The organism is Ruegeria sp. H7, assembly GCF_056532945.1.
Genome location: NZ_JBQFNZ010000002.1, coordinates 567,746 through 592,128 on the forward strand (window position 1 = coordinate 567,746; position 24,383 = coordinate 592,128).

At 58.6% G+C, this 24,383-nt stretch carries 24 protein-coding genes; 14 read left to right on the forward strand and 10 right to left on the reverse strand.

What is annotated here, in order from left to right:
• Positions 1-82: 82 nt before the first annotated feature.
• Positions 83-1,630: a helicase HerA-like domain-containing protein gene (locus tag ACR0AC_RS07835; RefSeq protein WP_480872703.1), complete on the forward strand. Its 1,548-nt coding sequence runs from the start codon at positions 83-85 to the stop codon at positions 1,628-1,630.
• 1 nt (position 1,631) lies between these two features.
• Here the strand turns inward: ACR0AC_RS07835 and ACR0AC_RS07840 are convergent, their stop codons facing one another.
• From ACR0AC_RS07840 to ACR0AC_RS07875, 8 genes are all read right to left on the reverse strand, one after another.
• A complete protein-coding gene (locus ACR0AC_RS07840; RefSeq protein ID WP_170450636.1) occupies positions 1,632-1,886 on the reverse strand; it encodes a hypothetical protein in 255 nt (84 codons plus the stop codon).
• Between the two features lie 196 nt (positions 1,887-2,082).
• The gene (locus ACR0AC_RS07845) at positions 2,083-3,396 is read right to left on the reverse strand and encodes a branched-chain amino acid ABC transporter permease (RefSeq protein ID WP_480872706.1); all 1,314 of its coding nucleotides are present in this window, start codon (positions 3,394-3,396) and stop codon (positions 2,083-2,085) included.
• Positions 3,393-4,403 (reverse strand): branched-chain amino acid ABC transporter permease, encoded by a 1,011-nt coding sequence (locus tag ACR0AC_RS07850; RefSeq protein ID WP_170450640.1) that lies wholly within the window; start codon positions 4,401-4,403, stop codon positions 3,393-3,395. Before ACR0AC_RS07850 ends, ACR0AC_RS07845 begins: the two co-directional genes overlap by 4 nt.
• Positions 4,404-4,520: 117 nt before the next feature.
• Positions 4,521-4,874 carry a hypothetical protein gene (locus tag ACR0AC_RS07855; protein ID WP_170450642.1) on the reverse strand — a complete coding sequence of 118 codons (354 nt, stop codon included), beginning with the start codon at positions 4,872-4,874 and terminating at the stop codon, positions 4,521-4,523.
• A 259-nt stretch (positions 4,875-5,133) separates the two neighbouring features.
• Entirely contained in the window at positions 5,134-5,478 is a 345-nt protein-coding gene (locus ACR0AC_RS07860) for a hypothetical protein (RefSeq protein WP_170450644.1), read from the reverse strand.
• Between the two features lie 316 nt (positions 5,479-5,794).
• Entirely contained in the window at positions 5,795-6,508 is a 714-nt protein-coding gene (locus ACR0AC_RS07865) for an ABC transporter ATP-binding protein (protein WP_170518649.1), read from the reverse strand.
• A 108-nt stretch (positions 6,509-6,616) separates the two neighbouring features.
• Entirely contained in the window at positions 6,617-7,405 is a 789-nt protein-coding gene (locus ACR0AC_RS07870; RefSeq protein ID WP_170450648.1) for an ABC transporter ATP-binding protein, read from the reverse strand.
• A gap of 126 nt (positions 7,406-7,531) precedes the next feature.
• On the reverse strand, positions 7,532-8,713 hold the full coding sequence (locus tag ACR0AC_RS07875) for an ABC transporter substrate-binding protein (protein ID WP_170450650.1): 1,182 nt from the start codon (positions 8,711-8,713) through the stop codon (positions 7,532-7,534).
• 161 nt (positions 8,714-8,874) lie between these two features.
• On the opposite strand from ACR0AC_RS07875, the gene ACR0AC_RS07880 reads away from it, so the two are divergent.
• Positions 8,875-9,969, forward strand: coding sequence for a PQQ-dependent sugar dehydrogenase (locus ACR0AC_RS07880; RefSeq protein WP_170450651.1), 1,095 nt, complete (start codon positions 8,875-8,877; stop codon positions 9,967-9,969).
• On the opposite strand, the gene ACR0AC_RS07885 is transcribed toward ACR0AC_RS07880, so the two are convergent.
• Positions 9,970-10,974: a GlxA family transcriptional regulator gene (locus ACR0AC_RS07885; RefSeq protein WP_170450653.1), complete on the reverse strand. Its 1,005-nt coding sequence runs from the start codon at positions 10,972-10,974 to the stop codon at positions 9,970-9,972.
• Between the two features lie 168 nt (positions 10,975-11,142).
• On the opposite strand from ACR0AC_RS07885, the gene ACR0AC_RS07890 reads away from it, so the two are divergent.
• On the forward strand, positions 11,143-12,513 hold the full coding sequence (locus ACR0AC_RS07890) for a class II 3-deoxy-7-phosphoheptulonate synthase (protein ID WP_170450655.1): 1,371 nt from the start codon (positions 11,143-11,145) through the stop codon (positions 12,511-12,513).
• Positions 12,514-12,564: 51 nt separating this feature from the next.
• Here the strand turns inward: ACR0AC_RS07890 and ACR0AC_RS07895 are convergent, their stop codons facing one another.
• The gene (locus ACR0AC_RS07895; protein ID WP_480872710.1) at positions 12,565-13,185 is read right to left on the reverse strand and encodes a PAS domain-containing protein; all 621 of its coding nucleotides are present in this window, start codon (positions 13,183-13,185) and stop codon (positions 12,565-12,567) included.
• 297 nt (positions 13,186-13,482) lie between these two features.
• Here ACR0AC_RS07895 and ACR0AC_RS07900 point away from each other — a divergent pair, with 297 nt between their 5' ends.
• The 11 genes from ACR0AC_RS07900 to ACR0AC_RS07950 all read left to right on the forward strand — a co-directional run bounded on the left by ACR0AC_RS07900 (position 13,483) and on the right by ACR0AC_RS07950 (position 24,353).
• Positions 13,483-14,373 (forward strand): YicC/YloC family endoribonuclease, encoded by an 891-nt coding sequence (locus tag ACR0AC_RS07900; protein ID WP_480872711.1) that lies wholly within the window; start codon positions 13,483-13,485, stop codon positions 14,371-14,373.
• A gap of 17 nt (positions 14,374-14,390) precedes the next feature.
• The gene (gene gmk, locus ACR0AC_RS07905; RefSeq protein WP_480872713.1) at positions 14,391-15,032 is read left to right on the forward strand and encodes a guanylate kinase; all 642 of its coding nucleotides are present in this window, start codon (positions 14,391-14,393) and stop codon (positions 15,030-15,032) included.
• Positions 15,029-15,553: a gamma carbonic anhydrase family protein gene (locus tag ACR0AC_RS07910; RefSeq protein WP_480872715.1), complete on the forward strand. Its 525-nt coding sequence runs from the start codon at positions 15,029-15,031 to the stop codon at positions 15,551-15,553. Before gmk ends, ACR0AC_RS07910 begins: the two co-directional genes overlap by 4 nt.
• Before the next feature lie 28 nt (positions 15,554-15,581).
• Complete coding sequence (locus tag ACR0AC_RS07915) at positions 15,582-16,628, forward strand: ATP-binding protein (protein ID WP_170450665.1); 1,047 nt, start codon at positions 15,582-15,584, stop codon at positions 16,626-16,628.
• A gap of 191 nt (positions 16,629-16,819) precedes the next feature.
• Positions 16,820-17,860, forward strand: a complete 1,041-nt coding sequence (locus tag ACR0AC_RS07920) for a substrate-binding domain-containing protein (RefSeq protein WP_170518623.1) — start codon at positions 16,820-16,822, stop codon at positions 17,858-17,860.
• Between the two features lie 86 nt (positions 17,861-17,946).
• On the forward strand, positions 17,947-19,419 hold the full coding sequence (gene pstC, locus ACR0AC_RS07925) for a phosphate ABC transporter permease subunit PstC (RefSeq protein ID WP_170519766.1): 1,473 nt from the start codon (positions 17,947-17,949) through the stop codon (positions 19,417-19,419).
• The gene (gene pstA, locus ACR0AC_RS07930; RefSeq protein ID WP_170450671.1) at positions 19,416-20,747 is read left to right on the forward strand and encodes a phosphate ABC transporter permease PstA; all 1,332 of its coding nucleotides are present in this window, start codon (positions 19,416-19,418) and stop codon (positions 20,745-20,747) included. The genes pstC and pstA overlap by 4 nt, the downstream gene beginning before the upstream one ends.
• A gap of 23 nt (positions 20,748-20,770) precedes the next feature.
• Positions 20,771-21,559, forward strand: coding sequence for a phosphate ABC transporter ATP-binding protein PstB (gene pstB / locus ACR0AC_RS07935; RefSeq protein WP_480872849.1), 789 nt, complete (start codon positions 20,771-20,773; stop codon positions 21,557-21,559).
• Between the two features lie 25 nt (positions 21,560-21,584).
• Positions 21,585-22,286, forward strand: a complete 702-nt coding sequence (gene phoU / locus ACR0AC_RS07940; RefSeq protein WP_170450675.1) for a phosphate signaling complex protein PhoU — start codon at positions 21,585-21,587, stop codon at positions 22,284-22,286.
• Positions 22,287-22,298: 12 nt separating this feature from the next.
• Complete coding sequence (gene phoB, locus ACR0AC_RS07945; RefSeq protein ID WP_170450676.1) at positions 22,299-22,988, forward strand: phosphate regulon transcriptional regulator PhoB; 690 nt, start codon at positions 22,299-22,301, stop codon at positions 22,986-22,988.
• A 135-nt stretch (positions 22,989-23,123) separates the two neighbouring features.
• On the forward strand, positions 23,124-24,353 hold the full coding sequence (locus tag ACR0AC_RS07950; protein ID WP_170450678.1) for an acyl-CoA dehydrogenase: 1,230 nt from the start codon (positions 23,124-23,126) through the stop codon (positions 24,351-24,353).
• Positions 24,354-24,383 lie beyond the last annotated feature (30 nt).

A 24,383-nucleotide genomic window follows, 5' to 3' on the forward strand; every position in this document is an offset into this window, starting at 1 on the left:
AAAGCGCGCAAAATGACTATCGCAGTCAAAGGTTAACTTTGTATGCTGGGTCCGGATCGGTGAGACATAAGGCAGTGAAAACATGGGCGAAGATATCTTTCTGGGCGGCGGCGGTCAGGACTATGGCCAGCCGCAGGGGCTGACGCTGAAATACGCGAACCGGCATGGGTTGATTGCCGGGGCCACCGGGACCGGCAAGACGGTGACTCTGCAAATTCTGGCCGAAGGGTTTTCCAAGGCAGGCGTTCCGGTATTCCTGTCGGACGTCAAAGGTGACTTGTCCGGGCTGGCATTGCCGGGAACCGAGACACACAAACTGCATCAGGCTTTCATGGATCGCGCCACGCGGATCGGATTCACCGATTTTGCCTACGCCGCTTGCCCGGTGACCTTCTGGGACTTGTTTGGTGAGCAGGGGCATCCGGTTCGTACGACAGTGACTGAGATGGGGCCATTGCTATTGTCCCGCCTGATGGAGTTGAGCGAAGCGCAGGAGGGGATACTGAACATCGCCTTCCGTGTGGCCGATGAAGAAGGCATGCCGCTGCTGGACCTCAAAGACCTGCAAGCGCTGTTGGTCTGGATTGGTGAAAACCGGGCGCAGCTTTCATTGCGTTACGGCAATGTCTCGACCTCTTCAATCGGTGCGATCCAGCGCCGGTTGCTGGTGTTGGAGAACCAGGGCGGCACCCGACTATTTGGGGAACCGGCGCTGGACCTTGCCGACCTCATGCGTACGGATGAGGCCGGGCAGGGTGTTGTGAACATCCTCGCCTCGGACAAACTGATGGGATCGCCGCGCCTTTATGCAACTTTCCTGCTATGGCTGCTGAGCGAGTTGTTCGAAGAACTGCCCGAGGTTGGCGACCCCGAGAAACCCAAGCTGGTCTTCTTCTTCGATGAGGCCCATTTGCTGTTCGAAGACGCGCCGAAGGTTCTGATCGACAAGGTGGAACAGGTGGCGCGCTTGATCCGCTCCAAGGGTGTCGGGGTCTATTTCATCACCCAGAATCCGGCCGATATTCCCGAAGATATTCTGGGACAGTTGGGCAATCGCGTGCAGCACGCCTTGCGGGCCTTTACCGCGCGTGACCGGAAAAACTTGCGCCTTGCCGCAGAAACCTATCGCGAGAATCCGGCGTTTGACACCGAAGAGGCAATCCGTGAGGTCGGCGTGGGTGAAGCCGTCACATCAATGCTGCAAAAGAAGGGCGTGCCGGGCATTGTCGAACGTACACTGATCCGCCCGCCGGGTTCCCAATTGGGGCCGATTTCCGACGCTGAACGCCGGACGGTTATGACCGCGTCACAAATGGCTGCGAAATACGACACACCCGTCGATCGAAAATCTGCCTTTGAGATCCTTCAGGCCCGCGCCGAAGCCGCCGCCAAGGAAGCCGAAGCCGCCGAAGCCGAAGAGGTTGTGGAAATGCAGACGGCGATGGAGCGCGAATTCGCCTCGGCCCGCAGATATTCGGGCAATCGGGTGGGGCGGTCTTCCTCGCGCGTGACACGCAAGAAAGACACGTTTGCCACCGCGATGAGCGAGGCCGTGATCAAGGAACTGAAAGGCACCACCGGTCGCCGCATCGTGCGCGGCATCCTGGGTGGTTTGTTCCGAAACCGCTAGCTTAACCTTTCAGGCGGCGCTGGCCTTCCTGACGGCAATAGGCATCCGCCTGACGCACCGACATCTTGGTCGCCGGGAAATCAATGGCCCGGTCCCAGGTCACGCGGTCATGGCGATAGAGCTGACAGGTCACCACACCCTCGGGCGTGTTGACCTTGACCGGTGTGGTTTCCAGATCTTCGGGCGAAGGGACGCAGGCCGCAACTGCCGCAACAAGCGGCAACAGGATGACAACTTTGCTGAGTGGTTTTTTCATGGTTCTAAGATCTACTCTTTAGACTGGGTAACTGGCCTTATAAGACCGGCGAGAGGGTGTGTGAGTGAGCGTCGACAGAAATGAAGACGTATCCAATGCCGGGAATGGTGGGTTGGTTTAGTCAAAAAATCTTTAAGAATCAAGAAGCCGCGCCGGTATTCGCCGACACGGCTTTGTGATTTGAGAAGATTTCAGCCTATTTCTCGGGGATCAGCCCCCTTGGACTGAATCTGAGAACAATCAAAAGCACCAGCCCCATGGTAAACAGGCGCATATGCGCGGCGCTTTCGATCAGGTGCGCTTTCAGGGCGCTGCCGTCCGGCAGGCCGGATGTAATCAGGTTCATGATCCACAGGCCCATCGGTTCGACCTGAACCCACAGGAACCAGATCAGGAACGCGCCCAGAACCGCGCCAAAGTTGTTGCCCGAGCCGCCAACGATCACCATGACCCAGACAAGGAAGGTAAAGCGCAAAGGCTGATAGGCGCTGGGGGTCAACTGCCCGTCCAGCGTGGTCATCATCGCGCCTGCAATCCCGCAAATGGCCGAGCCCAGTACAAACACCTGCAAATGACGGCGGGTGACATCCTTGCCCATCGCCTCGGCGGCCACTTCGTTGTCGCGGATCGCGCGCATCATGCGGCCCCAAGGGCTGTGCAGCGCCTTTTGCGCCATCCACAGCAGCACCAGCAGCACGATCAGGAACAGAAGTGAATAACCCAGCTTGACCGACAGGGTCGAAGCGGTCACCGGGTCAAGCCCCAGCCATTCCGCCCGCGCGATAAAACCGGGATCCTGTTGCAGGTCGATCTCATACCCGACCACGGGGGCGGGGCGGGGAAGGCCGTAGACGTTCTTGACGCCGCGGGCCAGCCAATCTTCGTTCTTGAGGACCGCAATGATGATCTCGGCGATACCAAGCGTGGCAATGGCCAGATAGTCGGACCGCAGGCCCAAAGCCGTTTTGCCAATCAGCCAGGCCGCGCCCGCCGCCAGCAGCCCGCCCGCAGGCCAGGCCAGAAGAACCGGTAGGTTCAGCCCACCTAGATTTCCCGCAATCGCCGGATCGATGGCCTCGACCCCCGCAACGCTGGGGTCAAACACCGCGCGATAGATGAAAAAACCAGCCACAAGGATGCCGAGGATGGACAGGTTGCGCACATTGCCCTCGGGCAGTTTCTGCGCCGCCATCACGGCCGCAACAACGGTCGCCGCACCCAATAGCAAAGCAAGCACAATACCATACCCGCCAGAGGACCACGCCCCGGGCGTCGGCGGCGTAGATACCAACACAACAGCCAGACCGCCCAGCGCGACAAAGCCCATGACGCCAACGTTGAACAGGCCCGCAAAGCCCCATTGCAGATTCACCCCAATCGACATGATGGCCGAGATCAGCCCCATGTTCAGGATCAGAATCGCCGCGTTCCAGCTTTGCGTGAATCCGGTCATCAGGATCAGCCCGCCGACCACGGCAAACAGAAGCGTGTTTTTGGTTGCTTCGCTCATACCGCTTTCCCTTTGAACAGGCCCGTGGGCTTAAACAGCAAGACGATCAGCAGGATCACAAAGCTGACGGCGAATTTGTAATCGGTGGACAGGAACTGCACCAAACCCGACGGCGCCAGAGTCTCTGGTGCGAGATAGGTCAGGACCTTTTTCCAGGCATAAGTGATCGTCACCTCGGAAAACGCGATGATGAACCCGCCGGCAATTGCGCCCAGCGGGTTGCCCAGCCCGCCGACAATGGCCGAGGCAAAGATCGGCAGAAGAAGCTGAAAATAAACGAAGGGCTTGAAGCTCTTGTCCAGCCCGTAAAGCACCCCGGCGGTGGTCGCCAGCGCCGCCACGATGATCCAGGTGATCATTACAACGCGTTCAGGGTTGATGCCGGACAGAAGGGCTAGATCTTCGTTATCCGAATAGGCCCGCATCGACTTGCCCGTGCGCGTCTTGTTCAGAAACCAGAACAGCAAAGCTACCGCAACGACGGCTACAACAACGGTAATCGCTTGGGATGTGCGGATCGCCAGACCCTCACTCAGCCCGGTCATCGACTTGAAATCCCGCGCGGAAATCAGAAACCGCGCGCCGTCGGAAAACCTCTGATCGTCGGGTCCGATAACAAAGCGAACCAACCCGTTCATGATGAACATTACGCCCATCGACACGATGACAAGGATCACCGGCTTGGCCTTTTGCTCGCGATAGAACCGATAGACCAGCCGATCCGTGATCAGAACCAGAACAATACAGCCTAGGATCGCAAAGGGCAGCGCCAGCAGAGCGGTCGGCAGCGGCCCAAAGCTGACACCGGCAGCCTGCAGGCCCCAGGTTACCAGCACGGCGATCATCGCGCCAAAGGCCATCGTATCGCCATGGGCGAAGTTGGAAAACCGCAGGATGCCGTAGATCAGAGTGACGCCCAGCGCCCCCAGCGCAAGTTGGCTCCCATAGGCAATCGCAGGAACGATCACAAAATTCGCAAGCGCAACAAGCGCGTTCAGTAAATCCATCAGTTCTTCTCACTGTCCGAGTGCAGCCTTATGGCATGCCCTGCCTGCCGGGCACAATATTTTGCGCCCGTTTTTGGGCCGTAAATTACAGTTCCAGTGAGAAAATTGTACGATCCGTCAGCTTATCGGATCATCACAAGCACCATGGTCCTGGGTGGCGTGCGGACCCTTGATTGTCAGGTCATAGCTCAGGTTGTCGAAATCAACCACAAAGGTGATCACGTCTCGCTCCATCAGGTGTAGAAATGTCAACGACCCGATGCCCGATAGGATGGTCGCTTCGCCCCGGATGGCGTCGGTCACGATATAGCCCTTGTTGGTGCCACCCGAACGGGCGAGGGTCACCGAGCTGCCGTCTTTGTCCGACACGCAATTGACGACAAAATCCGCGCCGTCCAGTGGGCCTGCATTCTGGGCCGAGGCCAGCTGGGGGATCAGCAGCGAAAGGGTCAAGGCGATCATCTTCTTCATCGGTCACATTTCCAACTTTTGGGCGGTCTACGGGGCGCTGGTATTCACGCCACCTACCGCCTGGTCTTAGGTCTGATGAGATCAGGTTTGGCGTCGAATCCAAACACGGATCACATCAATAGACCTAAGCCAGAAAGTCGGTCGGGAAACGGTGTTACATCCGTTCTCACCGTCAGTTGAGTCGCGGTGAATATTCCGTGTAATGAAGAATTATATCACATTGATATTTAACGGTTAATTTTACTCAACCGTGCCAAGATCAAACTTGCCCTTCCGTGCACGTCCCTTTGTCATTTGCCGAGTGTTCCCCATTGATCGACAAATCATAGGTCATGTCGGAAAAGTTCACGACATAGGTCAGAACCTGCGTTTCCTGCATCGACAGGAAAGTAACACTGCCAACACCTTTCAACACCTGGGCGTCAAAGGCCACAGTGTCGCCAGCGATGTCGATGGTCGAAATCGTGCCCGCGCTGCCTTCCGACGCGCTGTTGAGGACAAATTCAGTTCCGTCCAGATTTGAAACGCAGGAAAAAACATGCTCCTCTGCTGCGGCACCCGACGCCACCAATGCGAACAGCGTCGCCATCATCCATTTTGTCATTTTTGTTGTTTCCTGTCGTTCTTCATTGATGTTGTGCGCACGCCAATCCGAGCAGCGCGATGTCAGGCGCAGGTGGAACTGGACCATCTGCACGCACGCGATAGGAGAAGATTCTGACCGGAATGTATCCTTAAACGGGCAATCTTTGGATTGAATGGCAGCTAAATCGAACCGATGTGATGCTGATTAGATGTGTAATAACATAAGCTTACAATGCATCTTTGAAAGACGATCTGTTACGCCGAGCATCTTCGCCGCAAAACCGCCTTATTTTGGCGCGGAATCACTCAATCCTCCGCGCCCCAGGATACCGGCGTCAGCCGCCCAGGAAACTCTTGCGCACTTCCGGGTCTGCCAGCAGTTCCTTTCCGGTGCCGGAATAGGCATTGCGGCCCTGTACCAGCACATATCCTTTGTCTGCAATTTCCAGCGCCTGACGAGCGTTCTGCTCGACCATCAGGATCGGCAACCCGGTGCGCGATACCTCGATAATCCGGTCGAACAACTCATCCATCACGATGGGCGAGACACCGGCCGTCGGTTCATCCAGCATCAGCACTTTCGGTTGCGTCATCAGCGCGCGACCCACGGCAACTTGCTGGCGTTGACCGCCGGACAGCTCGCCTGCGGCCTGGTTGCGTTTGTCGCGCAGAATAGGGAACAGATCATAGACCTGCTCCATCGTTTGGCTGATGTCATCTCGACGAATGAAAGCCCCCATCTCAAGGTTCTCTTCCACCGTCATCGAGGTAAAAATATTCTGGGTTTGCGGCACAAAGCCCATCCCCTTGTTCACCCGGTCTTGCGGGGACAATGATGTAATATCTTCTCCGTCCAGCCGAACAGAACCAGCGCGCACGTCCAGCATCCCAAACACGGCCTTCATCGCCGTGGATTTACCGGCCCCGTTCGGGCCAACGATCACCGCAATCTCGCCCTTGTCCACGGCGATGGTGCAGTCATGCAGAATATCCGGCCCCTTGCCATAACCGCCGGTCATGGTGTCCCCGATCAGAAACGGCTCAGCCATTCACAGGATCCTTCTTCATCTGGCTAAAAATATCTCGGGGGTCATGGGGGCAGAGCCCCCAATCAAACAATTCAAGCGCGCCGCAGGCGCACATCTGGATCACTCCATTCACGCGCCTGCCTCCAGTTTGTCTTTGTTTTTCAACCCGGTCCCCAGATAGGCCTCGATCACATGCTCATTGGCCTTGATCTCATCCAAGGTCCCCTCGGCCAAAACCTTGCCTTCGGCCATGCAGATGACCGGATCACAAATCTTGCCGATGAAATCCATGTCATGCTCGATGACCACAAAGGTATAGCCGCGTTCCTTATTGAGGCGTAGAATTGTGTCGGCGATAGTCATCAGCAGGGTGCGGTTCACGCCTGCACCAACCTCGTCCAGAAACACGATCTTGGCGTCAACCATCATGGTGCGTCCAAGCTCCAGCAGTTTCTTCTGCCCGCCCGATACCTGACCGGCCTTGTGGTCGGCCAGATGTTCGATGGTCAGAAACTCTAAAACCTCATCCGCCTTGGCCTTCAGCGCGCGTTCTTCATCCGCGATCCGCTTGCGTCCGAACCAGGTGTTCCACAGCGATTCCCCGGCCTGCGCGCCCGGCACCATCATCAGATTCTCGCGACAGGTCATCGAGGAAAACTCATGCGCGATCTGGAACGTGCGCAGCAAACCCTTGTGGAACAGATCATGCGGGGGCAGGCCGGTAATGTTCTCGCCATCCATGAACACGCGGCCAGACGTCGGTGGCAGAACACCCGCAATCACGTTAAACAGCGTGGTTTTTCCGGCACCGTTCGGGCCGATCAGCCCGGTGATCGAACCCTTCTGGATTTCCAGCGATGCCCCATCCACCGCGTGAAACCCGCCGAAATGCTTGTGCACGTCCTCGACGACGATCATCTTTTCCCCTAGCCGCCGTTTTCGGCGTTCTTATCCCATCCTCGAACCCGAGGTGCGGCCTTTTTTCATTGAAACAGCCCGGACACAAGGCCCGGGCTGCTTTGTTTTATGACGCTTAGCGCAGGATCAACGGAAGTTGACGGTCTTGTTCTCGCCGTCGGTCACTTCGATCTCACGATACGAGCCCGCGCTTTCGCCGGGGCCGATCAGTTCAACACCCGAAGCGCCGACATAATCGATGTCCTGACCCGCAGCGATCAGCTCCAGACCCTTGACCAGCTCACCCGGATAGATCTTCTCACCCGGCGCGTTCGCGACGTCCATCACCTTGGCACCGTAATCCGCCGGGTTGGTGGACCCTGCGGCCTGCATCGCCAGCATGAACAGCGCGGCGGCGTCATAGGATTCAGGCGAATACGGCGACGAGCCGTCAAAGCCCGCGGCTTCTGCCATGGCAAAGTACTTCTCGGCGCCTTCACCACCCGAACCGGCGATCTGCCCGAACGAGCCGTTCAGGTCGGGGCCGACATTCGCAGGCAGCGAGTCACCGATCATGCCACCAGGCAGACCGAACGTGTCAAACGCGCCGCTGTCCAGCGCCGACTGGATGATGCCCAGACCACCCTGATCCAGATAGCCCGCGACAACCAGAATGTCGCCACCGGCCGAGGCCAGCGCGCCCACTTCGGCCGAGTAATCGGCTTTGCCGTCTTCATGCGCGGCCACGATGGTCACTTCACCCCCCGACGCCTCGAACGAGGACTGGATCGCATCCGCCAGGCCCTTGCCGTAGTCGTTGTTGGTGTAGGTCAGCGCGATCGAGCTAATGCCACGGTCATTCAGAATGTCCGCCATCACCTGACCTTCGCGCGCGTCCGACGGGGCGGTGCGGAAGAACAGGCCGTTGTCTTCCATGGTCGACAGGCCGGGCGACGTGGCCGACGGCGAGATCATGACCATGCCGTTCGGAATCGCCACGTTCTGCAGGATCGCGCCGGTCACGCCCGAGCAGTCACCGCCGATGATGCCGGCAACGCCATCCGCGATCATGCGCTCACCGTTCGAGGTGGCCAGACCGTTGTCGATACAGCCGGTATCGGCGCGGGTGCCAACAACTGTCTTGCCGTCCAGCAGTTTGCCCGACTCGCTGACCTCGGCAATCGCCATTTCCGCGCCCGATCCCATGGCCGGTGCCAGAGATTCGATGGGGCCGGTGAAACCGAACAGAATGCCCAGCTTTACATCCTCGGCCATGGCGGTGCCCGCCAGCAGAGCGGTTGCTGCAGTTGCTGTAAGCAGCTTTTTCATAAGGTTACTCCCTGATGTCGTAGTCTAACTGGGCACGACCCTAGGCAAGCTATCGGGAAAAGAAAAGTCTTATAGAGGTCCTGCTTTTTGACAAAGCGCACCTATCTGTTTGACGTATCGGCTTGCCCTGACGACTGAACCCCAACTGATGGAGGTCACATATGATCCGGCTTTTCGCGTTTTTCGTTCTGATCTGGTCCGGCGGTGTGGCTTATGCCCAGACATTGCAGACAGCCGACGGCCCGGTTCGGGCTACAAAGATGTTGGGCGGGCTGGATACGCCCTGGGCGCTGGGTCTTCTGCCCGACGGCAGCTATCTGGTGACCGAGCGGGATGGCGCGCTGATCCATGTGTCTGATGGCGCGGCCCGGAATGTATCGGGCGTGCCAAAAGTCGCTGCCTCGGGGCAGGGCGGTTTGCTGGATGTCACCATTCCCCGCGACTTTAACCGCAGCCGAGAGATTTTTCTGACCTTCTCCAAACCGCAATCAGGCGGCGCGGGAACCGCAATGGCCGTTGCGCGCCTTTCCGAGCGTGGGGACAAGCTGACCAATGTCAGGGTCGTGTTCGAGGCCGAACCGGGCGGCTCTGGCGGTCGCCATTTCGGCTCGCGCGTGGTCGAGGCGCAGGACGGGACCCTGTTCATTACCATCGGAGACCGGGGCGACCGGCCTTCGGCGCAGGACACCAGCACCCATATGGGGTCGGTCATTCGGATCAACCGCGATGGTTCGGTTCCTGCGGACAATCCGTTTGTCGGGCAATCCGGTGTTCGACCAGAAATCTGGTCCTATGGCCACAGAAACCCGCAAGGGGCCGGTCTGGATGCGCGCGGAACATTATGGGTGTCCGAACACGGCGCGCGCGGCGGGGATGAGGTCAATCTGGTTCAACCGGGTAAGAATTATGGCTGGCCCGTGATCTCGTACGGCACCCATTATTCCGGTCAGAAAATCGGAGAGGGGACGTCAAAACCGGGTCTGGAGCAACCGGCGCTCTTTTGGGACCCCTCAATCGCGCCATCGGGCCTGCTGGTTTATTCCGGTGACATGTTCCCGCAATGGAAAGGCGACATTTTCGTAGGTTCGCTCAAGTTCGACTACATCGCACGCCTGTCCGGCTCACCCCTGCGCGAGGTTGAACAGATCAAAGGCCCGGAAACCGAACGCGTCCGCGACATTGTTCAAGGACCGGACGGATCGATCTGGTTCATTTCTGTCGGGCAGGGCGCTGTTTACAGGCTCACACCCGGCTAATCAGATCGACAGCCGCCCACTTTGCGAGCCGCGTTCGCGATAAGGCGTGGTGTTGTAATGCGCGCGGTAGCATTTCGAAAAATGACTGGGTGAGGCAAAGCCGCAGGCCAAGGCCACGTTGATAACACTCATATCGGTCTGCATCAGCAGGTTACGCGCTTTGTGAAGGCGCAGCTCCATGTAATACCGCTTGGGAGACCGGCTCAGATACCGGCGGAACAGGCGTTCCAGCTGGCGGGTCGACATGCCGACATCTTTGGCAAGGATCGAGGGCGAAATCGGCTCTTCCGTGTTTTTCTCCATCATCAGGATGACCTGGCTCAGCTTTGGGTGCCGCACCCCGATCCGGGTCGGGGTGGACAGGCGCTGGGTGTCCTGATCGGTGCGGATCGAGGAATAGATCATCTGGTCCGCCACCGCGTTGGCCAGTTCCTCGCCGTAATCATCCGCAATAAGCTTCAGCATCAGATCGATCGAGGATGTACCGCCTGCCGTTGTCATGCGGTTGCCGTCCACGATGAACACGGATTTGGTCAATTCGACCGCGTCGAATTCTTCTGAAAAGCTGTCGGCGTTTTCCCAGTGGATCGTCGCCCGCTTGTCATCCAGTAATCCGGCCTTGGCCAGCGTATAGGCGGCGGTGCAAAGACCGCCAATCTTCAGACCCTTGCGCGCCTCGCGCCGCAGCCAGTTCAGAACCTTCTTGGTCGTCGAAGCTTGAACGTCCACCCCGCCGCACACCAGGATCAAATCGTCGCGATGTAGCTCTTCAAGGTCCGAATCGAGCTTGAATGTTGTTCCGGCGGAACACGACACCAGTTCGCCGCCTTCGCCGACCAACGACCAGCTATAGATCTCGCGCCCGGCCATTCGGTTGGCAATGCGCAGGCTGTCCAGCGCAGACGCGAACGACAAAAGCGAGAACTTGTCCAGCAAAATGAATACGAAATTGACAGGCTTATCCGACCCGCCGTCCACTGTGACAACTTGGCGTTGCTCTTGCATGGCTGTTGTTTCCCCGAATCCACGACGGCTGAACCCACGTCGCGTGTGATTTGCCAGACACCATGCTCAAAGCTTGTTTCCGGCGTCAAGAGGCGCAAATGGGATATGGTCACTCTGCAATGCATTTTGTATAGAAGCGACCTGAACACTTCAGCGGAGATCAACGCTATGACCGAATGGCAAAAATCGAACTGGCGCAACAAGCCCCGGGTTCAGATGCCAGACTATACCGACGCGGCCGCGCTGGCCAAAGTCGAGGCTCAGCTTTCGCAGTATCCCCCGCTGGTCTTTGCGGGCGAAGCGCGGCGTCTAAAGCAACATCTGGGTGCCGCCGGTCGCGGCGAGGCCTTCCTGCTGCAGGGCGGGGATTGCGCTGAAAGCTTTGAACAATTCAGCGCGGATGCGATCCGTGACACGTTCAAGGTGATGCTGCAGATGGCGATGGTTCTGACCTATGGTGCCAAGGTTCCAGTGGTCAAGGTGGGCCGCATGGCGGGCCAGTTTGCCAAACCGCGCAGCGCGCCGACCGAGGTTGTGGATGGCGTGGAACTGCCCAGCTACCGCGGCGACATCATCAATGAACTGGCGTTCACCCCTGAGGCGCGGATTCCGAATCCGGCCAAGATGCTTCAGGCCTACACGCAGGCGGCGGCGACGCTGAACCTGTTGCGCGCCTTCTCGACCGGCGGTTTCGCGGATATGAGCCGCGTTCACTCGTGGACCCTTGGGTTCACGGACGAGCAGGACGTGCAGAAATACTCCGAGATTGCCGACCGCATTCAGGACACCATCGACTTCATGGATGCCGCTGGGATCACGGCGGATACCACGCATGAATTCTCGACCGTTGAATTCTACACAAGCCACGAAGGTCTGCTGCTGGAATATGAAGAGGCGCTGACGCGTCTGGATTCCACCTCGGGCAACTGGCTGGCTGGCTCGGGTCACATGATCTGGATCGGCGACCGCACCCGTCAGCCTGACGGTGCGCATGTGGAATTCTGCCGGGGCGTTCAGAACCCGATCGGTTTGAAATGTGGCCCGACAACAACTGCCGAAGACCTCAAGGTTCTGATGGCCAAGCTGAACCCCGAAAACGAAGAGGGTCGCCTGACCCTGATCGCACGCTTCGGGGCTGGTAAGGCAGGCGAGCATCTGCCGCGTCTGGTCAAGGCCGTGAAGGAAGAAGGGGCCAAGGTCACTTGGGTCTGCGACCCGATGCATGGCAACACGATCAAGTCGGCCACAGGCTATAAGACACGTCCGTTCGATTCCGTCCTGCGCGAGGTGCGCGACTTCTTCGGTGTGCATCAGGCCGAAGGCACCATTCCCGGCGGCGTGCATTTCGAGATGACAGGTCTGGATGTGACCGAATGCACCGGCGGCGTGCGGGCCGTGACGGAAGAAGACCTGTCCGACCGCTACCATACCGCCTGTGATCCGCGCCTGAATGCGTCGCAGTCGCTGGAACTGGCTTTCCTGGTGGCAGAAGAACTGACCAACCTGCGCCGGAACGGCTCGAAACGCGCCGCAGGCTGAACACGGCAGATATGAATGCGAAACGGCGGGCCAATGGCTCGCCGTTTTTCGTTAGTCGTCTCTGGAAACAACCAGCCGCAGATGGCTTGCCGCCGGTTTGAATCCGGCCTGATCTTCGGCAAAGCCTGCGGATTTTCTGGCCGCAGGTGCCGCTGGGGTCTGCAACTCGGAGACCGGCTTGATACGCTGGTCCGAGATCGTGAAGCGGCGCGGAGTAGGGCCGATAGTGCCATCGCAAAGCATGACGCCCATGATCCGGCTGACATCGCCCAGATCGCTTTTCAACGGCAACAGGATCAAACGGGCCTGCAGGCGGGCGCGACCGAACCCTCCGCCGGACACAAGCCCCATCTCGGCCGTTGCGGGGGCCGAAAACACCTGTTCCAGCGTGTCTTTGACCTTGGGCCGGGAATCAGCTTCGAAAAAGGCGGTGAACGGCATACCGCGCACTTCCATACCGGCAAGCTGGTTCAGATGTGTGCCCGCCAGCCGGAACCGGGCCAGACCGGGCGCGATGCGTTCCAGAATGAACGTGTATTGCAGAACGTTTTCCAATCCACGCGGGTCAATCTGCGACCGCATGGGCACACCGTCTTCCGAAAGCAACGCGGTCCAATACGCCTCGGCCTGACGGATCGGCGAAAGAGAGCGTCCACTGTCAAAGCGATCCATTGCGACGATCTTTCCAAATTCTGAGCCGGAGCCAGTCCCGAAAAAGGTTTTCATTACCATCACCCTACCGTCAATTGATCGCAATTTTCTAAAATGCAGTGCATCGGGGGCATTCGCGGCCCGACAGCCTGTGCTACGGCCAAATTGACACGGGTTAATACAATTTTGGAGGAATTCTTTAACGAATGGTTAACTTCTGCGGATGAATTGCGTGTTGAGCAAACTCTTGCTCTGGACCAGCCAATGGCATTAGGTGCGGCAGACAAGAAAAAGACGTGTGGGACAGAAAGGGCAGTCATGATCAGATCCATGACCGGGTTCGCCTCGGGGACGGGGGAGTTTGGCCCGCATAGCTGGAGTTGGGAGCTGCGTAGCGTCAACGGTAAGGGCCTGGACATGCGCATCCGTGTGCCGGACTGGCTGACCGGGCTTGAGGCTGCGCTGCGCGCCACCCTGTCCAAATCGCTGAGCCGGGGCAACGTGACCCTGTCGATGCGCCTCAGCCGGGATGAATCGCAACCCGATCTGGCCCTGAACGCAACCGCAATGGCTGCGGCGCTGGACGCCTTGCAGCAGACGCAAGAGATGGCTCAGGCCAAGGGGATTGCCTTAGCCCCATCCACGGCGACCGATTTACTGGCCCTGAAGGGGATGATGGACGCAGGCACCGAAGCCGATGATCCCGCGCCTCTGGTTGCGCATCTGACATCCGAGTTTGCGCCCCTGTTGGCGGCTTTCATCGACATGCGCCGGACCGAGGGGGAGGCGCTGGCCCAGATCCTGCGCGCTCAACTGGATCAGGTTGAAGCCCTGACAACGCAGGCTGCCGATCTGGCCGAACAGCGCAAGGACAAGATGGCAGACGCCCTGCGCGACAACCTTGCGCGGGTCTTGGAAAATGCGCAGGGGGCTGATCCGGATCGGGTGGCGCAGGAACTGGCGCTGATCGCGGTCAAGGCCGACATCACGGAAGAGATTGACCGCCTGACCGCCCATGTTGCCGCCGCGCGTGATCTGCTGGCGCAGGACGGGGCCGTGGGGCGCAAGCTGGACTTTCTGATGCAGGAGTTCAATCGCGAGACCAATACCCTATGCTCCAAGGCACAAAGCGCGGAGCTGACGTCGGTCGGGCTGGAACTCAAAGCCGTGATCGATCAGATGCGCGAGCAGGTGCAGAATGTTGAATGAAAATAGGAAAAACTGAAATGGCAGATCGCCGCGGGCTACTTATCATCCTGTCTTCGCCATCCGGCGCGGGCAAATCCACTTTGGCCCGCCGGCTGATGGCCTGGGACACCGGCCTTGAATTCTCGATCTCGGCCACAACCCGCGCCCCGCGCCCGGGCGAAGAACACGGGCGCGAGTATTATTTTCAGACCGAGGATGAGTTCAAACAGCAGGTCGCCAACGGCCAGATGCTGGAACATGCGCATGTATTCGGCAATTTTTACGGCTCCCCCGCTGGCCCGGTGCGCGAGTCGATCGATGCAGGCAAGGACGTGCTGTTCGATGTCGATTGGCAGGGTGAAGTTCAGATCCGCAATTCGGACCTTGGCAAACACGCGTTGTCGATCTTCATCCTGCCGCCCTCGATCCCCGAACTGCGCCGCCGTCTGGAAGGCCGGGGTCAGGACAGCGAAGACGTAATCGCAAAGCGGATGCTGAAAAGCTGGGATGAGATCAGCCATTGGGGCTATTACGACTATGTTCTGGTCAATGATGATCTGGACGCGACCGAGGAAAAGCTGAAAACCATCGTCAGCGCCGAACGGATGCGCCGCATTCAGCAGCCGAAGCTTCAAGACCACGTCCGCAATTTGCAAAACGAATTCGAGGCCCTGTCATGACCATTTACGCCCTGGGTGAACACGCGCCCGAAATCCATGAAGACACCTGGGTCGCGCCGGATGCCAATCTGATCGGCAAGGTTGTGTTGGAACAGGGGGCCTCGGTCTGGTTCGGCTGCACAATCCGGGCCGATCATGAAGAGATTCGGGTGGGCGCAGGCAGCAACGTTCAGGAAAACTGTGTCATGCATATCGATGCGGGTTACCCGCTGACCATCGGGGCGAACTGCACCATTGGTCACAAGGTCATGCTGCATGGCTGCACCATCGGTGAAAACACTCTGATCGGTATGGGCGCAATTGTTCTGAACGGGGCAAAGATCGGGAAGAATTGCCTGATCGGGGCAGGGGCCCTGATTACCGAGAACAAGGAAATCCCGGACAATTCGCTGGTCATGGGATCACCGGGCAAGGTTGTGCGCCAGTTGGATGATACCTCGGCCCAGCGGATCACGTTCAGCGCGCTGCACTATCAGCATAACATGCGCAAATTTCGCGAAACCATGAGACCTGTGTCCTGACAGATCGGGACAAGTACGGAATCAGCCGATGTCAGAAGACCTGCTTACGGAAATAGTGTCGGCCATTCCGATGCCCGCGCTGATGGTAGATCAGACCGAGCGCATCATCGCCGCAAATACCGATGCCCGCACGCTGCTGGGGCAAAATATGCAAGGTCGGCATTTCGCGACCATCTTGCGCCAACCGCAGGTGATTGACGCGATGGAGCAGAGCCTGCGCAGCAAAGGGCCCAGCAAAACCCGGCATCTGTCCAATGACGGCGCGCAGGATACGACGTTCGAAGTTCAGTGCCGCTATATGAACGGTGTCGGTGCCGTCTCGGGCGGGGCGGTTCTGGCCATCTTTCAGGACATTACCCATCTGGAACAGGCCAGCCAGATGCGCCGTGACTTCGTCGCAAATGTCAGCCACGAATTGCGCACGCCCCTTACGGCGCTGATGGGCTTTATTGAAACCCTGCGCGGCCCCGCGCGCGAGGACGCAGCGGCGCGGGATCGGTTTCTTCAGATCATGACGGATGAGGCGAACCGGATGAACAGGCTTGTTGGCGATCTGCTGTCGCTCAACCGTGTGGAAAGTGAAGAGAGGGTGCGCCCCAAGGAACAGCTGGAACTGACGGGGCTTTTGCAGTCGACGCTGAACTCGCTGAAACCCTTGGCCGAGGATGCCAGTGTCGTCCTGAATTTGAACGCGCCGCAGGACCCGGTGTCATTGATCGGTGACAGCGACCAGTTGCGGCAAGTGTTCACGAACCTGATCGAGAACGCCATCAAATATGGCGGCAGCGGCGGCAGTGTCGAAGTGCGCATTGTCCCGTCCGAGCGTGACACAGCCATGCGCGGCCCGGCGGTCCGGGTTCAGATCGTGGACAAAGGCCCGGGCATCGACGCGGTGCACCTGCCACGCCTGACCGAGCGATTCTATCGCGCCGACAGCCACCGCTCGCGTCAATTGGGTGGAACCGGGTTGGGGTTGGCGATTGTAAAGCACATCGTCAATCGCCACAGGGGGCGGTTACGCGTGGAAAGCGATCTGGGCAAGGGATCGGTCTTTACTGTTATTTTACCACGGTAATGACTGGGTCCGCGGTTGAACCCGCCGGTATGTAAACGGCGCATGGCAGCTTTGCGTCACGTCACTCAGTTTTCATAACGACTGTCATAAAGCTGTTACATACCTGTCACAAAAGGCTTACGCACCTCACTTAAACGTGCCCGCAAGATCATCATGGGGGTGATCAAGTTCTACTTTTCAGGGAGACTGAAATGTCCTTTGTAAAACTGTCGGCATCTGCGCTGGCAATCGCTGCCGTCTCGGCAACCACTGCTGCAGCTCGTGACAACGTACAGGTTGCCGGTTCGTCGACCGTTCTGCCTTATGCCTCGATCGTTGCTGAACTGTTTGGTGAAAACACCGATTTCCCGACACCCGTTGTCGAATCGGGCGGTTCTTCGGCGGGCCTGAAGCGTTTCTGTGAGGGCGTTGGCGAAAACACCATCGACGTTGCAAACGCATCGCGCGCCATCCGCGAAAAAGAAATCAAAGCCTGTGCCGAAAACGGCGTGACCGACATCATGGAAGTCCGCATCGGCTATGACGGCATCGTTTTCGCAAGCCAGCAGTCTGGCCCTGCCTTCACAGCGTTTGAGCCTGCAGACATCTTCAATGCCCTAGGCGCGAAGGTTCTGAAAGACGGTGAGATCGTCGACAACCCCTACAACACCTGGGCCGAGTTCAACGGCGACCTGCCTGACGTTGAAATCGCCGGTTTCATTCCGGGCACCAAGCACGGCACCCGTGAAGTGTTCGAAGAAAAAGTTCTGCTGATCGGCTGTGAAGCAACCGGTGCAATGGAAGCCATGGTTGCAGGCGGCATGAGCGAAGATGATGCCGAAGATGCATGTCTGGACGTGCGCACCGATGGCAAGTCGGTCGACATCGACGGCGACTACACCGAAACCCTGGCCCGTATCGACACCAACCCGAACGGCATCGGCGTCTTTGGTCTGGCGTTCTACGAGAACAACACCGACAAGCTGAAAGTTGCGACCATGTCCGGTATCGCACCGTCGACCGAGACCATCTCGACCGGTGAATACCCTGTGTCGCGTCCGCTGTTCTTCTACGTGAAGAAAGCCCATATCGGCGTGATCCCCGGCCTGAAAGAATACGCTCAGTTCTTCACCGCTGACGAAATTGCTGGCCCGTCGAGCCCGCTGGCCAACTATGGTCTGGTTGCTGACCCTGAGCTGTCCAAAACTCAGGAAGCGATTGCCAACGAAGTCACCATGGGTTCGGGCAGCTAAGCCCCCTTCGATATGATTTGCGGGGGGCGGCATTCTGTGCCGCCCCCATGTTTCTTCTCTTCCCGATCAAGACCTGTGGGGGCGTTATGCCGATAATTTGGCTTTTTCTGATTGTCTTGGCGATTGCGGCAGTCGGTTATGTGTTGGGGCGGTCTCGCGCCTTGCAAAGCGCCGGGGGCGACAGTCGGGAACTGCATTCCCTTCCGTCCTTTTACGGTGCCAATGTCGCGCTGAAGGTGGTCATACCTGCCTTTGGGTTGTTGATCGTGTGGCTGCTGGCGCAGCCGTTATTCGTGAACTCTCAGATCTCTGGGATGATCCCGGACTCGGCCATTCAGGAAGGCTCGTCGCGCGGGCTGGTCATGGCCGAAGTGCGCCGTACCGCGTCGGGGCTGGATGCCGCCATCACTCAGGGTCAGCTGGACGAGGCTGTCGCCCAAAACCCAAGCGCGGATGTCGCCGACATCACGCAACTTTTGAAAGACGCCGGGCAGGTTGTGACATCGACCATCACGCAACCGGTTCTTCAAGCCGCGCAACGCTATCGCGTGATGAATGCAAGCGGCTATCTGGTGATGACGATCGCTGTGATCCTTGTTGCACTGGCAGGGGCAGCCGTCAGCCTGGTGCAAACCAATGCCAGCTATCGCGCGCGAAATGTGGTTGAGCAGGGCGTCCGCGTTTTGCTACTGGCCGCCGCGTCCATCGCCATCCTGACAACCGTTGGCATCGTTCTGTCACTGGTCTTCAATACGTGGGAGTTCTTCCGACTATACCCCGCCTCTGATTTCTTCTTTGGCACCACCTGGGCCCCCAGCTTTTCGGGTCGGGGTGGCGCGTCGGATCTTGGCATCCTGCCGCTGCTGTGGGGCACGCTGTATATCTCGGTCGTTGCCTTGCTGGTGGCGGTGCCGATTGGCCTGTTCGCTGCGATTTACCTCAGCGAATATGCCTCGCCCGCCGTTCGTTCGATTGCCAAGCCGCTGCTCGAAGTTCTGGCCGGTATCCCGACCATCGTCTACGGCCTTTTCGCCCTGCTGACTGTTGGCCCGATGCTTCTGGGTGTCTTCGGCGATGAAGGTTTGGGCTGGATGAAAGCCGGTACGGCTGTGATGACCGCCGGTCTGGTCATGGGCATCATGCTGATCCCGTTTGTCTCATCCTTGTCAGACGACATCATCAACGCCGTGCCACAAGCGATGCGCGACGGGTCCTATGGATTGGGTGCCACGCAGTCCGAGACCATTCGTCAGGTGGTTCTGCCTGCCGCATTGCCGGGGATCGTGGGGGCCATCCTGCTGGCAGCCTCGCGCGCCATTGGTGAGACCATGATCGTGGTTCTGGGGGCAGGGGCCGCAGCGCGGCTTAGCCTGAACCCTTTTGAGGCGATGACAACCGTCACCGCGAAAATCGTAAGCCAGCTGACCGGTGATGCAGATTTTGCCTCGCCCGAAGCGCTGGTTGCCTTTGCGCTTGGCATGACACTGTTCGTTGTCACGCTGGGCCTGAACGTCTTTGCCCTTTACATCGTGCGCAAGTACCGGGAGCAGTACGAATGACCGACGCAAGCATGCAAACCTCTGAGCCGCGTCGCAAATCTGTGTCGCTCACGGCGTCAGACGCACATACCCGCAAACGTGCCAATGCCGAAAAACGCTTTCGCGCCTATGGGATCGTGGCCATTGCCACCGGCCTGTTCTTTCTGCTCGTCCTGTTCGCCTCGATCCTGTCCGAAGGGATCCCGGCCTTTACCCGGACCGTTGTCAGCGTGGAATTCACACTGACCGAGCAGGAACAGGAAGAAGCCGAAAGCACCTTGTTCAAGACCAAGGCCTATTCTGACCTGTTCATCGCGGCCTTGAACAAAGAGCTGGATGAAAGCGGACTTGAGGTCGATTTCGACGAGGCCGCGATTGAGCGTCTTCTGGGTAAAGTCGGCGGAACCATTCGGACGTTCTATGCGGACAACCCGGATCAGTTGGGCCAACCGGTTGAGTTTGATCTGGCAGCGTCCAGCCGGGTGGACGGATACTACAAGGGCCGAGTGTCGCGCGACAGCATTCAGGACAGCCGCTTCCTTCAGAAAAGCGACCTGGATCTGGTGGATGCGCTGGAAGAGGCCGGGATCATCAAGCAGGTCTTCAACTGGCCCTTCATCACCGGCGCAGACTCGGGCGTGGACAACCCCGGCGGTGCTGGTATCGGCGCCTCGGTCGTGGGTTCGTTCTTCATGATGCTGGTCGTTCTGGGCCTGTCCCTGCCGATTGGTGTGGCGGCATCGATCTATCTGGAAGAATTCGCGCCGCAGAACAAGTTTACCGATCTGATCGAGGTAAATATCTCGAACCTCGCCGCTGTTCCGTCGATTGTGTTCGGTATCCTCGGTCTGGCTGTGTTCATCCAGTTCATGCACCTGCCGCAATCGGCCCCGCTGGTCGGTGGTCTGGTGCTGACGCTGATGACATTGCCGACGATCATTATCTCGACCCGCGCGTCGCTGAAGGCGGTTCCTCCGTCGATCCGTGACGCGGCGCTTGGGGTAGGGGCCTCGAAAATGCAGGCGGTGTTCCACCACGTTCTGCCGCTGGCTGCACCCGGCATCCTGACCGGAACCATCATCGGTTTGGCGCAGGCTTTGGGGGAAACCGCCCCGCTGCTGCTGATCGGGATGGTGGGCTTTGTGGCCCGTGGCTACCCCGACGGCTTCCTTGCCGGGTTTACCGAGGCAAACTCGGCCATGCCCGCCCAGATCTACACCTGGGCCGCCCGTGCCGATGTGGGTTTCTACGAAAAGGCCTGGGGCGGGATCATCATTCTGCTGATGTTCCTGCTGACCATGAACATCATTGCAATCATCCTGCGCCGCCGCTTTGAACGCCGCTGGTAAAAAGGGGCTATACTATGAACGACATGTCGCGAGTGGAGAGACAAGTGGACACCAATGAAATCAAGCTGGAGTGCCGGGACTGCCAAGTCTACTACGGCGACACCCACGCCATCAAAGATGTGAATGTCGATATCGAAGACAAAACCGTCACCGCGTTCATCGGCCCGTCGGGCTGCGGTAAGTCCACCTTTCTGCGCTGCCTGAACCGGATGAACGACACAATCGACGTGGCGCGCGTTAAGGGTAGTTTCAAACTGGATGGCGAAGACATCTATGACAAACGCGTCGATCCGGTGCAGCTGCGCGCCAAGGTCGGCATGGTGTTCCAGAAACCGAACCCGTTTCCCAAGTCGATCTATGATAACGTAGCCTATGGTCCGCGCATCCACGGTTTGGCCAAGAACCGGGCGGAACTGGATGAGATCGTTGAGAAATCCCTGCGCCGCGGTGCGATCTGGGATGAGGTCAAAGACCGTCTCGATGCCCCGGGCACCGGCCTGTCGGGTGGTCAGCAGCAGCGCCTGTGCATCGCCCGCGCCGTAGCGACTGAGCCGGAAGTTCTGTTGATGGACGAGCCATGCTCGGCGCTGGACCCCATTGCGACCGCGCAAGTCGAGGAACTGATCGACGAACTGCGCGCGCAGTATTCGGTGGTGATCGTCACCCATTCGATGCAGCAGGCCGCGCGCGTCAGCCAGAAAACCGCGTTCTTCCATCTGGGCAATCTGGTCGAGTTCGGAGAAACCGGTCAGATCTTCACCAACCCCGTAGATCCGCGCACGGAAAGCTACATCACAGGCCGCATCGGCTGAGCACAGGTATTCAGATATGACCGATATGAGCGAACAACATATTGCATCTGCTTTCGATCGTGACCTTGAGGCCATCCAGGCGCATATCATGAAGATGGGCGGCCTGGTCGAAGCCGCCATCATGAGCGCCGCCCGCTCGCTTGAATCCCGCGACGTGGAATTGGCGCAGGAAGTGCGGCAGGGTGACAAGGCCATCGACGCGCTGGAAGAGGTGATCGATGAGGAAACCGCCCGCCTGATCGCGCTGCGCGCGCCGACAGCCAGCGACCTGCGTCTGGTTCTTTCAGTGCTGAAAGTATCCGGCAACCTCGAACGAATCGGTGACTATGCCAAGAACATCGCCAAGCGTACCACGGTTCTGGTCGATGCAGGCGAGGTCAACGGCAGTGCCGCCGCCCTGCGCCGCATGGCGCGCGAAGTCGAACGGATGCTGCGCGACGCCCTGGACGCCTATATCCAGCGCGATGCCGAACTGGCGACCGACGTCATTAACCGCGATGAAGATGTCGACCAGATGTATAACGGCCTGTTCCGCGAGTTCCTGACCTATATGGCCGAGGACCCGCGCAACATCTCGGCCTGTATGCACCTGCATTTCATCGCCAAGAATATTGAACGGATGGGCGATCACGTTACCTCGATTGCCGAGCAGGTGGTCTATCTGGTCACGGGTGAACGCCCGGCCGAAGCGCGGCCCAAGGCCGACACCACGTCGCAAACCGTCTAGGAGACGCAGAAGATGTCCGCAGATCAGCCAACTGTCCTGGTTGTCGAGGATGAACTCGCCCAGCGTGAAGTGCTGGCATATAACCTCGAGGCCGAAGGGTTTCGGGTTTCCAAAGCCGCCAGCGGTGACGAAGCATTGCTTCTGGTGGATGAAGACAGCCCCGACATCATCGTTCTGGACTGGATGATGCCCAATCTCAGCGGGATCGAGGTTTGTCGGCGGTTGAAAACCCGGCCTGATACCCGCTCGATCCCGATCATCATGCTGTCGGCGCGCTCGGAAGAGGTCGACAAGGTGCGCGGCCTTGAAACGGGCGCAGACGACTATGTTGTCAAACCTTATTCGGTTGTCGAACTGATGGCCCGCGTGCGCACCCAATTGCGGCGCGTGCGTCCGGCGACCGTGGGCATCCTGTTGGAGTTCGACGACATTGTTCTTGATTCCGAGACGCATAAGGTCAGCCGCGACAGCAAGCCGCTGAAACTGGGCCCGACCGAGTTCAGGCTGCTGAGTACCTTCATGGAAAAACCGGGACGCGTCTGGAGCCGCGAGCAACTGCTGGATCGGGTCTGGGGCCGCGACATCTATGTCGATACGCGGACCGTCGATGTTCATATCGGTCGGCTGCGCAAGGCATTGACCCAACATGGCGGTGAAGACCCTGTGCGCACTGTGCGCGGCGCCGGTTACGCTTTGGGATAACACATCAAGGGCAGGGACCTCGGACACCGGTTTCCTGCCCATGACAATTGCTTGTGGACACGTGCCAAACTCTTGCTGTTTATTGCGGCAGACCCACGTTAGGGTGCAGCAAATCTGATCAAGCGGAGAAGCACAATGAACGCGCCTCAAACGAAACCGACCTTGCGTGCAAAAGATGCGCCGGATCTGGGTAAATTTTCGTGGGAAGACCCGTTTCGCCTGTCTGACCAACTGCAAGAAGACGAACGGATGATCACCGACAGCGCCCGGGCCTATGCTCAGGAAAAGCTGCTGCCGCGCGTGACCGCTGCTTACCAGAACGAAGAAACCGATCCTGAGATTTTCTGTGAGATGGGTGAGATGGGCCTGCTGGGCACCACGATCCCGGAGGAATACGGCGGTTTGGGCGGCAACTACGTGTCCTACGGCCTTGTAGCGCGCGAGATTGAGCGTGTGGATTCCGGATATCGCTCGATGATGTCGGTGCAAAGCTCGCTGGTCATGTATCCGATCTATGCCTACGGCAGCGAAGAACAGCGTCAAAAATACCTGCCGAAACTGGCTTCTGGCGAATGGATCGGTTGTTTTGGCCTGACCGAAGCTGATGCAGGCTCGGATCCCGCAGGCATGAAAACGCGGGCCGAGAAAATCGACGGTGGCTACCGGTTGACCGGCAGCAAAATGTGGATCTCCAACGCTCCGATTGCGGATGTATTCGTGGTCTGGGCCAAGTCCGATGCGCATGACGGCAAAATTCGCGGGTTTGTTCTGGACAAAGGGTTGAAAGGTCTGAGCGCGCCGAAGATTCAAAACAAACTAAGCCTGCGCGCGTCGATCACCGGTGAAATCGTTTTGGACGGCGTTGAAGTGGGCGAGGGTGCGTTGCTGCCGCATGTTCAGGGCCTCAAAGGTCCGTTCGGCTGTCTGAACCGCGCCCGCTATGGCATCAGCTGGGGCGTCATGGGGGCTGCGGAACACTGTTGGCACGCGGCGCGTCAATATGGGCTGGACCGTAAGCAGTTCGACAAGCCGCTTGCTCAGACGCAATTGTTCCAGCGCAAACTGGCGGATATGCAGACCGAGATCGCCTTGGGCCTGCAGGCCAGCTTGCGTGTCGGTCGTTTGTTGGACCAGGCCGAGGCCGCGCCCGAGATGGTGTCGATTGTGAAACGCAACAACTGCGGCAAGGCGCTGGACATTGCACGCATGGCCCGTGACATGCACGGCGGCAACGGCATTTCGCTGGAGTTCCACGTAATCCGCCACATGGTCAATCTGGAGACCGTGAATACTTACGAAGGCACGCATGATGTCCATGCGCTGATACTGGGGCGTGCTCAGACGGGGTTGCAGGCGTTTTATTAAGCCTTGCGCCCAATCCCAAATCTGCCGCCA